Here is a 12,597-nt window from a genome sequence, read left to right as displayed (position 1 = left end):
TGCTATTATCTAATCGCTTTTCTCGCTATCCAGAAGATTCCACGCCCCATCATTGCCACTGTATAGGCTACAACCATAATCAGCCGCCATATCAGAACTATACCGCCAATGATTCCCCCTACCAGAAGGTTTAAAACAAACATTCCTACTGTTCCCCCTATATCAAAACCCCTGGGGATAAGCCAAAAGTACATTCTATGTACACCGAACGGCATACCTGTCAGCATCCACAATCTCAAGTAATCACATTCTCCACCATCCATACACAGCGGATAAAATAAAGCAGACAGAAACAATGCCGCTACTACTGGAAAAACCACTTTTTTCACCATATTCTTTGTATTCATTTAGCCACCTCCATACATGTCATGGTTTACCTCTGCACGAAAATAACTGTCTAAGGTCAGCGAAGCATTGTAAAGCGTAGTAAGCAAATAGGCTTTTATGTTGCCAACCTTTTTCGTATTCTTCTGCAGGCATCCCAATACATACTCAATATGCGAATGAGTCAGCTTCATAAAACGGTTTTTTACGACTGGCACAGGCTTGTCCGCTCCCGCAATCCGTATGCTGCCAACATCAGGTGTAATCATGACTTCTACAATCAGTTCCACCAGTTCATCCACTTCATCAACCCTAAAATATTTGTCAATCTGAAAACACTCGTAAGAAATATTCTCTCTGATTATTTCACGGTATGCCTCCATCTCATCTATCACATCCTGTGGTTCCGAATGTACATAACCTGATAGATTAGATGTGATAGATGTATCAGTATCGCTACAATCAGTCTTACTAAAATCAGTTTTGTTAATATCAGTCTTATTACAGTTTGATTTTCGTACTTCTTGAAGTTCGATTTTCGCACTTCTTGAGGTCTGATTTTCATACTCCTTGAAGTCTGATTTTCGTACTTCTTGAAGTTTGGTTTTCATACTTCCAGAAGTTTGATTTTCATACTTCTGGAAATTCGATTTTGAAACTTCTTGAAATTCCATTTCCATACTTCCTGAAGTTTGATTTTCATACTTCTGCGTATTTTCGCCACTTTCCACTGGTTTCGCTTCTTGATCTTCCTCGGATATTTCTTTAACCATAAAATTTTTCACGTAAATAACATTGGGTTTTCCTAAGCCTAAACGCTTTTTCTCTATCAACCCAATTCCTTTTTCCGTATCAAGTTCTGCAATATTTTTAATTGCCTTCTGTCGTCCGCATCCCAAAAGTTCCATTATCTGTTCCACAGTAAAGATGATGTACACTCTATCCTCTTCATCAAACCAGCGGTTTCTAATGCTAAGGCTCATACGGTCTAGCATCAGACCGTATAAAACCTTTGCCTCACAGGATAATGTTTTGAAGCATTCAGCAGTGAATAATACCTTCGGCACACGATAAAAGCTGTATTGTTCTGCTTCCATTCCCCGAAAATATTCAAAACTAATTTCCTGCATCCTCCGGCTCCTCCTTCTCCCCATTTTCTTTCCATTTTTCCAGAAGTGTAAAAATAACATCTTCAATCTGTGCTTTCGTATAAGCGGGCGGGAAGTAATTGCGGATTTTCTTAGAGGATATTGTCACACCCACATTTTCACTTTCCTTTTTAACCAAAACTGCATATACTTTCCCTTCAGTCAATTCATCTGATTCACTCAAAGCCTTTAGTTGTTCTGCCTGTGCTTTAGATGGGAAAACTCCACTGTTTGCAATCGCTTCAACCACCCATTCCTGTTCCTCTTTTCTCAGATAGGACAATTTTTCACCCGCCATAATTGGAATTTTAGCAACATCCACATAATCCAGTAATTCCTGTACCAGTTCTGCAAGGCGTATATACCTCTGCACTGTCCTTCCACTGTCTCCGGCAGCTTCCCCCACCAGATCTGCAGTATTCTTCTCACTCTTACTTCCCTGATGCTTCATGGCTTCATATTTCATCTTATATGCCCTTGCTTTTTCACTGGGCAGAATATCCTCCCTTTGGATATTCGTATCAACCATTATCACGGTTGCGGCATCATCATCCAAATCACGGATAATTACCGGCATTTCCTCTAACCCTGCCAGTTCACATGCTCTCCATCGGCGGTGCCCGGCTACAACCTCATACCCAGTTTCAGGATGCGGACGGACAATCCCAGGCATTAAAACGCCATATTTTTTGACGCTCTCCACGGTTTCCTGCATCTTTTCATCATCGACCACCCGGAAAGGATGGTCTTTGAATGAATGGAACAAACTGATCGGAACAGACGTTATCACTTCACCGGATGTCTGTTCACTGGTTCCAAATAAATCATCATAGGATGTCAGCTTTACTTTTTGGGCACTTTTACTCTTCATCCGCCATTACCTCCCCAGTTAAAAAACGATATCCATCTGCTACAATTCCTTTCGGATCATGGAGATAGATGCTCTTTCCTTCAGCAGTTGTCTCAGCCGCTCTCACGGATAATGGGATACAGTTATTAAAGATGTGGATGTTATTTCCATATACTTCTCGTATCTGTGAAGAAATATCCCTTGCAAAGTTTGTCCTCCGGTCTACTTTTGTAAGCAGGATTCCCATAATTGAAAGTTCTGGATTCAGTTTTCTATGTACACGCCCTATCGTCTTAATTAACTGCTGTAACCCTTTAACGGGCAGATATGCCGCCTCTACAGGAATTAAAACGCTGTCGGCTGCTACCAGGGCATTGATCGTAATCATCCCCAAAGAGGGCATACAGTCAATCAGTATATAATCATACTCCCCTTTTATTTCATTTAGGTACTGCCGTAATATCAGTTCACGGCTCATTACATTCACAAGTGCTGTTTCCAATCCCGCAAGTTCAAGATTTGCCGGAATAAAATCAATACCTTCATCATGACGGATGATTCCTTCCCCTGATTCTAAATCCTCGTCATTAATGACTTTTTCTAATATGTTTACCAGCGTCACATCAAGTTCGTCCGGCTCTGAAATCCCCAAACTGACTGCCATACTTCCCTGCGCATCGGCTTCCACCAGCAATATCTTTTTTCCTTCTCTGGCAAGTCCAATCCCTAAATTGACACATGTGGTGGTTTTTCCCACTCCACCTTTTTGATTTGCGATTGCGATTACTCTACACATAACTTTTATCCTCCTGAACTATTTCTGTTCTTTTTCAACTTCTGCATATACACGAAAATACTTACTTGTTCCTTTATTGGTATAAGACTCGGAAACCTGCAATACGTTGATCCTTTTATCTCTTTCTAAAATCTTTCTGAACCACTTAATATCGTTTATTGTTCCTTGAAGCCTAATTTTCAGCATACATATCCTCCCAGTCCCGATAGAAGCAGTATTCCGGATAGCGAATCTTAATTGCCTCCCAGAAGTATCTGGCATACCCACAGCAGAATAAATCTTCCACTGTATAACAGCCACTTTCTTTTAACTGTTCTTCAGCATCTTCATAATCATTTACACTCGGTGTACTGTTACAGTAAAGATTGAATGCCATGCGAACAATTCTTGCACTGCCACTGGTAATCCATCCTTCCTGCAGGCACTCTGTCTGAACACACCCTGTCCTAAAATCGTAAATTCTCTTTATATTCTTCCTTGTATCCTCGCTGATTCCAAGGCAATACACCAGTGCCCTGTGATACACATCCTGATACCTGCATCGCGACAGGTATTCTTTGTAGAATTTTTCATGTTCCTTGTTTTTGAAAGTAATTGTGTGAGTAATCTTTCCTTTTGCACTTATCGCTGTGTTTGTCATCTTTCTTTTCCTCCTAAGAAATTATTTGTATGAAAAAAGACACCCCGTAATTGGAATGCCCTATATAAAAAATAGGGACACTCATATCTAAGTATCCCTATCCTCTATCAATATCTGATAGTTCTCTATTCACTTTCATTTCCAGGATCTATTGTGTTCCCCGTACCGAGGTCTAATGCCACAATAACGGTTACCTTCTTCACAAGCACTTTTTCCTTGTGATTTTTACCGATTTTATTGAAACTGAAAAACTCGACAAACTGCGTAAATTCAAGGATTTTTAGGTATCTTTCCGTTGTAGTCCTACCACAGTCTCCACGTGCACCGTCATCGGAAATAAATCCACTGCTCTCCCTCTTTCCACTTCATACCCTTTCCCTCTCAGATATTTTAAATCCCGTGCCAGTGTTGCGGAGTCGCAGCTTACATACACGATCTTCTCCGGTTTCATTTCCGCCATGGTCTCCAGCACAGACTCATCGCATCCTTTTCTCGGCGGATCTACTACTATCACATCTGCATGTGCCTCTTCTCCCGGGTGTTCCTCCCCATATTTCCTATAATACTCCGGCAATATATCTTCTGCTTTTCCCACATAGAATTCTGCATTTTCAATCCCATTGATCTTTGCATTATTCTTAGCATCTTCTATCGCCTGAGGCACAATCTCAACCCCATATACTTTCTTTGCCGCCTGTGCAAGAAACAAAGAAATCGTTCCAATGCCGCAATACAAGTCCCACACTGTTTCTTCTCCCTGCAGCCCGGCGTAATCCAACGCCAGCCCGTATAACTTTTCCGTCTGTACGGGGTTGACCTGATAGAATGACAGAGGCGAAATCTGATATTTAACCTTCCCGATATAATCTGTTATGAAATTCTGCCCCCAAAGGAGTCCATAACTGTCCCCCATAATCACATTTGTTCTCTTAGTATTTCTGCTGAACGAAATGCTTGTCATACCCTCTATTTTTCGAAGTTCCTGTATTAGTTCTTCACTGTGTGGAATCGATGCCCCATTTACAACCAGACAGATCATAATTTCTTTTGTAATAAATCCATACCGTATCAAGGCATGGCGAATGAGACCTTTTCCTGTTTTCTCATCATAGGCAGACACATTATGTTTCTTCATAAAAGCTAATATAAGCTCTAATATCTTTTTATTGTCAGGCACGCCTATGGCACAGTCTGTGTTTGCGATAATATCATGGGTCCGTCCTGCATAAAATCCTGTGATCGGATTTCCTTCTTTATCGGTTCCAAAAGGAAACTGGGCCTTATTTCTATAATAAAATGGCTCGTCCATTCTCTCGATGGGTTCCATCACCCTATCCAAAAACTCAGGGGAAAAACCGCCAATTCTCTCCAGATTCCCCATCACTTTATTGTTCTTAAATTCCAACTGCTTTTCATAAGACATTTCCTGGAGCTGACAGCCGCCGCATCTGCGCGCAATGGGGCATTTCGGCTCTACACGGTAAGGAGATTGCCTGATAATGTTCATTAATCGGGCATACCCATAATTTTTCTTGGCCTTCATTATCTTCGCTTCCACTTTATCCCCGATAATTCCATCCTTAATAAATAGGGTATAGCCGTCTACCTTGCCTATACCCTCTCCGTTTACTCCTATATCTTCTATTGTTACTGTAACAATATCATTTTTTTGCATATATTTGCTCCTTTATACATCCCATAACAGGATTTTAAATAGAAGTCTTTCTTAAGTTCGATTCAAACATCCTGTTATACCCAAGCCACTCTGTACCGCTTTTATTCTTAAATATCTCTGTCAGAGTCTGCATTTTTGCATCGGCATTATCCGCCAGGTTGAGTGCAAAAGCTTCCAGCAGCGCCGGCTTTTTCGGAGAACCATATTCTAGCTCGCCGTGATGTGCTATGATGCAGTGTTTCAGTTCACTTGCAAGTTTCCCCGGGAATCCGGGGATCGTGCGAACCGCATCATCAATCATTTCCACACCAATGATAATATGCCCCAGCAGCTGACCGTCATCTGTATAGTCATTGTCAGGAAAATTGGACAGTTCTCTTGTCTTTCCTATATCATGGCAGATGGCAGCGGCATAAAGTAAGTCCTTATTAAGAATAGAATATGTCCCCACAAAATATTCACACATTTTTACTACACTCAGTGTGTGCTCCAGAAGTCCTCCGGCAAATCCGTGGTGAACTGTTTTGGCTGCAGAATGTCCCTTAAAGGTTTCTGCAAATTCTTTGTCTTTTACAAAATAATATTCCACTATCTGGCGCAGATAAGGATTTGATATCTGCCGGATATAGGACAGTAGCTCTGTGTACATGCCTTCTATACTCTTTTCCGTTGTGGGCATATAATCCACAGGGTTGTACTCTCCTTTATCCGCTTTTCTGATCTGCTTAATATTGAACTGCAGGTTATTGTTATAATTGATTATATCACCAAATACCTCAATAAAATCTTTTTCCTCATAATCTGAAATCCCCTGAGAATTTGGATCCCATACTTTTCCATCCAAGGTTCCTGTTTTATCCTGAAGCAGCAAATTGTCGTAGGGTTTTCCATTCCTTGTCTCTGCGGAACGCTTTACTTTACAGAGATAGATACCGCGTACTGTCTCCCCTTCGTGCAATTCATCAATAAATTTCATGTTTTTCTTCTCCAATCTCTATACCTTATTGAACATTAGAAGTTCAATAAGTATGCATAATTCAGGGCTGCCGTGTGACCCGGCAGCCGCTTTGTCATCCGATATCATTATTCCAGTTTGCCTACTGTCACGTTAAAATCTATATCTACATACCCGTTTGCACCCCGTCGTTTGCCCTTCATTGTTATAGCTGCACCTACTTTGCTGCTCACAATCACTTTCTCATAGGACAATGTATTAGAAACTTTTGCCTCTGCTATCTTCTGCAAAATATCTCCGCTCTGGATTCCCGCTGCCATTGCCGGAGAATCTGGTTTTACTTCAATGACATAAACTCCGGCAGGCATGTTTTGCTCTTCCGCCACTGTATCGTTTATTGTAGTGCCATAAATTCCTACATAGGGTACACTTTCGCCATTCACTAAAAGTTCTATCGTGGATTTCAAGTCCGAAATTGCCAGTGCCTTTGTTGTATTTGACTCGGTATTCTCCCAAATACCCGGAGCAATCATGCCGATAGCCTCCCCCTTGAGGTTAAACAGTACCCCGGTTCCGCCACTCTCTGCCGGTATGTCCGTCGTAAGGACCCCGTACCGGCCGTCTGCAATCGGCTCCTCATAAGTATTGGAACTTATAATTCCATAACCTAATCCCTGGGCATAGTCAAACATATTTCCAAGAGCAATCACTGCATCTCCTTCGGTGGTAAGACTGGAATTGCCCAGGGTTGCCACCAGGATAGAATTCCACGTACTGGTGGTAAGATTTATACGCTGAACGCTAAATGCTGCAAATCCACTGTTCTTATCCTGCTTTTTCAGCGCTGCGGCATACTTGCTTCCGTCCGAAAATGTTACCGTCCAGTTCTCTGCATCCGCACATACAGAATTGTCACATAATATAAGGAGCTCTTTCCCATTATCCGCAGCAATCAAACCGGCAACACTATTTTCTGTGCCATTGCCCTCCGATGAAAAATTCATTCCTTTATCAGAAGACTGTATACTTACTACTGATTTTCCGGCCTCTTTTGCAATATCATGCATACTACTCATAATCTCTTTATAACTGTCTGCATTTAACGCAGGTGATACCGTTTCAGCGGTATCAGGAGTTTTCGTCTGCGCCGTGCCCTCATCCTCATCCTGCTGTATGGTCACTGTCTTCGGAATGTTTTGAAATCTGCTCTGCACCCAAGGTTTGAGCGCAAAAAAACCAAGGCAGGCAAACGCTCCAAAAGTCAGCCCATATATTCCTATTCTGGCTAGCTGCGTCAGGATCTTTCTCCTGGTGACTGGCTTCGGCTTTATCGTCTCCTGTATGAATGAGAACTTTTCTTCTTTCACTTCCCGGGAATCTGTATCCGACCCCGGTTTGGGCTTCTCATCGTACGGCATAGGCTTAATCTCCTTTAAAATATAGTATAACTGATTCATTTAAAATGTTCAATAAGATTTAAGCTACTAATGTTAAACAAGATATGGTAGAATATATGCATGATTTTAAGTAAAAAGGTGAGAATTATGAATCAGAAAACTTTAAATAAACTGGAATTTTATAAAATCACGGCACTTTTAGAAGAACAAGCCTCCTCTATGAGGGGAAAGCAGCTCTGTCGGAAGCTAAAACCAATGACAGACCGGTCACGCATCGATACCTGTCAGGAGCAGACTGCGGCGGCATTTACACGGATAGTCAAAAAAGGAAGGCTTTCTTTTAGTGATGCCTTTCCTGTAGGTGAGTCTTTGAAGCGGCTGGAAATCGGCGGTGTTCTGGGAAGCGGTGAATTACTTCGCATTTGCAGACTTTTAAAAACGGCGGGCCGTGCCAAATCTTACGGACGTCACGATACACAGGAAGATTTATCTGACTGCCTGGATACCTATTTCGAACAATTGGAGCCGCTGACATTGCTGACGAACGAGATCGAGCGCTGTATACCGGGAGAGGATGAAATCAGCGACGATGCAAGCAGCACTTTGAAGAGTATCCGTAGGAATATCGGCTCCATCAATGATAAAGTACATGCCACATTAACTAATCTGGTGAATGGGTCACTGCGCACTTATCTGCAGGACCCTATTATTACCATGCGCGGAGACCGGTATTGTATCCCGGTGAAGGCGGAACACCGCAATCATGTGAGCGGTATGATACACGACCAGTCTTCTTCCGGCTCTACTTTATTTATCGAGCCAATGGCTGTTGTAAAGTTGAACAACGACTTAAAGGAACTCTATGCCAAAGAACAGGAAGAAATTCAGGTCATTCTAGCTCGATTAAGCTCAGATGTCGCAGAATATATAGAAGAAATCCATACAGATTATAAAGTATTAACAGATTTGGATTTTATATTTGCCCGGGGAGCCTACGCTCTTTCTATAAACGGCAGCCGCCCGATGCTGAATACAAAAGGGCGCATCCATATCCGGGAAGGGCGCCATCCCCTGCTGAATCCTAAAAAAGTTGTTCCGATTACTGTCACTCTGGGAGAGGATTTCACCATGTTAATCGTAACCGGTCCCAACACCGGCGGCAAGACGGTTTCGCTGAAAACAGTGGGACTGCTTACTTTAATGGCCCAGTCCGGCCTGCACATACCTGCCAAAGACCGATCGGAATTTGCTATTTTTCATCAGGTTTACGCAGATATCGGTGATGAGCAAAGCATAGAGCAGAGCTTAAGTACTTTCTCCTCCCACATGACTAACATTGTTTCTTTTCTTCAGTCTGTGGATGAGAAATCACTGGTTCTGTTCGATGAACTGGGAGCGGGCACAGACCCAACAGAGGGCGCGGCACTTGCAATTGCTATTTTATCTCATTTGCACAATCGAAATATCCGCACAATGGCAACCACACACTACAGCGAATTAAAAGTTTATGCGCTGACTACACAAGGTGTGGAAAATGCAAGCTGCGAATTTGATGTAGAAAGCCTGAAACCCACCTACCGGCTTCTGATCGGAGTTCCCGGTAAGAGTAATGCGTTTGCCATATCTGGTAAACTTGGACTTCCGGATTACATTATTGAAGATGCAAAGCAGCATCTGACGGAACAGGATGTCTCCTTCGAAGATATGCTGACGAATCTGGAGAGAAGCAAACGAACCATTGAAAAAGAACAAGCGTCAATCAGTGCCTATAAACGTGAAATAGAAGCATTAAAAACCCAGGCAAAGCAAAAGCAGGAAAAGACAGAGGAACAGCGGGATCGTATTCTCAGGGAAGCAAATGAGAAAGCCGGTTCCATTTTGCGTGAGGCAAAAGAACTGGCCGACGAGACCATGAAGAACTTCCGCAAATTTGGCAGGGAAAATGTTTCGGCCGCAGATATGGAAAAGGAGCGGGAGCGCCTGCGCAAGAAGATAAAGGAAACCTCCGCTTCCAACGCACTGCCAGTAAGAAGGCAGAAAAAGTCATATAAGCCGGAGGATTTTAAACTTGGAGAGTCTGTCCGGGTGCTGAGCTTGAATTTAACCGGAACTGTCAGCTCCCTTCCGGATTCCCGAGGAAACCTGACCGTACAGATGGGAATTCTGCGCTCTCAGGTAAATATTTCTGACTTAGAAATTGTAAACGAGCCAGCTTCCTACACCTCTAAGAATATGAAGCAGACTTCAAAAGGACGGTTGAAAATGAGCAAGTCCCTGTCTGTCAGACCCGAAATCAATCTTCTCGGAAAGACTGTGGACGAGGCTGTTTCAGAGCTGGATAAATACTTGGATGACGCCCTTCTCTCCCACCTGGATACCGTGCGCATAGTACACGGGAAGGGCACCGGTGCACTGCGAAAAGGAATTCACGAATATCTTCGCCGCCAAAAGCATGTAAAATCATACCGGCTGGGAGAATTTGGAGAAGGCGACGCCGGCGTCACAATCGTAGAATTAAAATGATACCAGGTTCAAAAAATCATGCTTTTTCATGCTTGCATGAAAAGACATGACTTTGAGACCCGTAAAACATGAGAAAGTAGGGAGGTTAATCATGGTTGTAAAACAGAAAATTTTGGTTGTAGACGATGATGAGAATATTGCAGAACTGATTTCACTTTATCTTGTGAAGGAATGTTTTGATACGAAGATTGTTTATAACGGAGAGGATGCGCTGTCTGCTTTTGAAGCTTACCAGCCTAATTTAATTCTTTTGGATCTGATGCTTCCCGGCATGGATGGTTATCAGGTCTGCAGGGAGATCCGAGCCAAATCATCTGTCCCGATTATCATGCTCTCCGCTAAGGGGGAGGTGTTTGATAAGGTACTGGGACTGGAGCTGGGTGCAGATGATTATATCATGAAGCCTTTTGATTCGAAAGAAATGGTAGCCCGGGTCCGTGCTGTCCTTCGCAGATACCATCCGGTTAAAACAGAAAATTCCACGGAGGACAAAACAAAGTGTGTGGAGTACGACAATCTGACCATCAACCTGACGAATTATTCTGTTGTCTGTGACGGCCGCCCGGTGGAGATGCCGCCTAAGGAACTGGAACTCCTATATTTTCTGGCCTCTTCGCCTAATCAGGTATTTACACGGGAACAGCTTTTAGACCAGATCTGGGGGTATGAGTATATCGGCGATACCAGAACTGTCGATGTCCACATCAAACGCCTGCGGGAGAAGATTAAAGATCACTCTTCCTGGGGACTTAGTACCGTATGGGGAATCGGTTATAAGTTCGAATTAAAATAGTAATACTTTATCAAGAAGGAAGTGCCGCATGAAAAGTACTCTGTACTTAAAATTTATCGGAATTTATATTGTTTTTGGTTTCTTAAGCTTTTTTACAGTGAGCATCCTGACAAGCCAGCTTATGATGGATAAATTAATGGAAAACGATTCCCACAACTTATACAAAGAAGCCACCTTAATCTCCAACGACTACCTGCCTTCCTATTTTATGGAGGGAGGTTCTGCGTGGGCTGTCCACAACCAGCTCAATGCCATGAGATTATATCTGAACTCCTCTCTTTGGTTCGTAGATTCTGACGGTATATTGATAACCTCTGCCAACCTGGACAACACAACTGCTCCCGCTGCAATTGAAAACTTTGATCCTGCAGAAATCGGAAGCAACCAGTATATTACAGGGGACTATCATGGACATTTTAAGGAAGATGTGATAACCGTTATGGCTCCTGTGACACGGGGCTTTTACATCAAAGGTTATATCTTGATTCACAAACCAGTCTCTTTAATACAGGAAGTCTGCGATCAGATGATGTTTTCCGTCTATATCACGATTGCTGCCATTTTTGTTTTATCTTTTATAATATTGCTGGGCTTTCATTTTTTTATATATCGCCCCTTAAGACAAATTACAGAGGCCGCCAAACAATATGCAACAGGCAATCTGATCTACGAGATTCCTGTTTACACACATGACGAAATAGGCTATCTTTCAGCCTCCATGAACTATATGTCCGCCCAGCTTAGGGATATGGAGGAGTATCAAAAGAAGATTGTGGCAAATGTTTCCCATGACTTCCGTTCCCCCCTTACCTCCATCAAAGGTTATGTGGAAGCCATGACTGACGGCACTATCCCCCAGGAGCTTTACGGAAAATATTTGGATATTATTCTGTTTGAAACAGAGCGACTGACCGACCTGACAAAAGATCTGCTAACTCTGAATGAATTTGATACAAAAGAGCTGATGCTTGCGAAAAGCGATTTTGATATTCAGGAAATGATCAAGAATACTGCCGCCTCTTTTGAGGGTGTGTGCACCAGCAAACGCATATCTATCCGGCTGCTCCTGCTCCATGATCCCCCCATTGTATATGCCGATAAGGGCAAAATTCAGCAGGTCCTGTATAACCTTATAGATAACGCTGTCAAATTCAGCGAAAACGAATCGGAGGTCATCATTGAAGTGAGCCAGCGCGGCGAGAAGATTTTCATTTCTGTTAAAGATTCAGGCATTGGGATTCCCCGCAAAGAGCTCAACAAAATTTGGGAACGCTTCTATAAATCTGATCTCTCACGGGGAAAGGATAAAAAGGGAACCGGACTGGGTCTGGCTATCGTGAAAGAGGCCATACAGGCCCATGATGAGCATATCAATGTCATAAGTACAGAAGGGGTAGGGACCGAATTTATCTTCTCCTTAAGTAAACCCGAGTCAAAAGTTAAAATGGAAGTTCTGTAAAAAATTAATTGAGGTTATGGATTTCTCTCCCATAACC

At 42.7% G+C, this 12,597-nt stretch carries 12 protein-coding genes; 3 read left to right on the top strand and 9 right to left on the bottom strand.

Features of this window, described 5'->3' with window-relative positions:
• Positions 1-5: 5 nt before the first annotated feature.
• The 9 genes from BN3456_RS07495 to BN3456_RS07460 form a co-directional block, all read right to left on the bottom strand.
• The gene (locus BN3456_RS07495; RefSeq protein ID WP_089983521.1) at positions 6-347 is read right to left on the bottom strand and encodes a DUF6050 family protein; all 342 of its coding nucleotides are present in this window, start codon (positions 345-347) and stop codon (positions 6-8) included.
• Complete coding sequence (locus tag BN3456_RS07490) at positions 348-1,454, bottom strand: DUF6017 domain-containing protein (protein ID WP_089983520.1); 1,107 nt, start codon at positions 1,452-1,454, stop codon at positions 348-350.
• The gene (locus BN3456_RS07485; protein ID WP_089983519.1) at positions 1,441-2,343 is read right to left on the bottom strand and encodes a ParB/RepB/Spo0J family partition protein; all 903 of its coding nucleotides are present in this window, start codon (positions 2,341-2,343) and stop codon (positions 1,441-1,443) included. Before BN3456_RS07485 ends, BN3456_RS07490 begins: the two co-directional genes overlap by 14 nt.
• Positions 2,333-3,118: a ParA family protein gene (locus BN3456_RS07480; RefSeq protein WP_089983518.1), complete on the bottom strand. Its 786-nt coding sequence runs from the start codon at positions 3,116-3,118 to the stop codon at positions 2,333-2,335. Before BN3456_RS07480 ends, BN3456_RS07485 begins: the two co-directional genes overlap by 11 nt.
• A gap of 18 nt (positions 3,119-3,136) precedes the next feature.
• A complete protein-coding gene (locus tag BN3456_RS15875) occupies positions 3,137-3,304 on the bottom strand; it encodes a hypothetical protein (protein ID WP_176699132.1) in 168 nt (55 codons plus the stop codon).
• Positions 3,291-3,758, bottom strand: coding sequence for a DUF6075 family protein (locus tag BN3456_RS07475; RefSeq protein ID WP_089983517.1), 468 nt, complete (start codon positions 3,756-3,758; stop codon positions 3,291-3,293). The genes BN3456_RS15875 and BN3456_RS07475 overlap by 14 nt, the downstream gene beginning before the upstream one ends.
• A gap of 280 nt (positions 3,759-4,038) precedes the next feature.
• Positions 4,039-5,433, bottom strand: a complete 1,395-nt coding sequence (gene rlmD, locus BN3456_RS07470) for a 23S rRNA (uracil(1939)-C(5))-methyltransferase RlmD (RefSeq protein ID WP_089983516.1) — start codon at positions 5,431-5,433, stop codon at positions 4,039-4,041.
• Positions 5,434-5,467: 34 nt separating this feature from the next.
• On the bottom strand, positions 5,468-6,409 hold the full coding sequence (locus BN3456_RS07465; RefSeq protein WP_089983515.1) for a 3'-5' exoribonuclease YhaM family protein: 942 nt from the start codon (positions 6,407-6,409) through the stop codon (positions 5,468-5,470).
• A 107-nt stretch (positions 6,410-6,516) separates the two neighbouring features.
• Complete coding sequence (locus BN3456_RS07460; RefSeq protein WP_089983514.1) at positions 6,517-7,806, bottom strand: S1C family serine protease; 1,290 nt, start codon at positions 7,804-7,806, stop codon at positions 6,517-6,519.
• 126 nt (positions 7,807-7,932) lie between these two features.
• Between BN3456_RS07460 and BN3456_RS07455 the strand changes: the two genes are divergently transcribed.
• The 3 genes from BN3456_RS07455 (at position 7,933) to BN3456_RS07445 (ending at position 12,560) form a co-directional block, all read left to right on the top strand.
• Positions 7,933-10,308, top strand: coding sequence for an endonuclease MutS2 (locus tag BN3456_RS07455; RefSeq protein WP_089983513.1), 2,376 nt, complete (start codon positions 7,933-7,935; stop codon positions 10,306-10,308).
• A 91-nt stretch (positions 10,309-10,399) separates the two neighbouring features.
• Complete coding sequence (locus BN3456_RS07450; RefSeq protein WP_089983512.1) at positions 10,400-11,101, top strand: response regulator transcription factor; 702 nt, start codon at positions 10,400-10,402, stop codon at positions 11,099-11,101.
• Between the two features lie 28 nt (positions 11,102-11,129).
• Positions 11,130-12,560, top strand: a complete 1,431-nt coding sequence (locus tag BN3456_RS07445) for a sensor histidine kinase (RefSeq protein WP_089983511.1) — start codon at positions 11,130-11,132, stop codon at positions 12,558-12,560.
• Positions 12,561-12,597 lie beyond the last annotated feature (37 nt).

Source organism: Clostridium sp. C105KSO13, assembly GCF_001517425.1.
Classification (GTDB): Bacteria; Bacillota; Clostridia; order Lachnospirales; family Lachnospiraceae; genus Muricomes.
The sequence above is the reverse complement of the archived record's forward strand: the minus strand, read 5'-3'. Positions and strand labels throughout refer to the sequence as shown.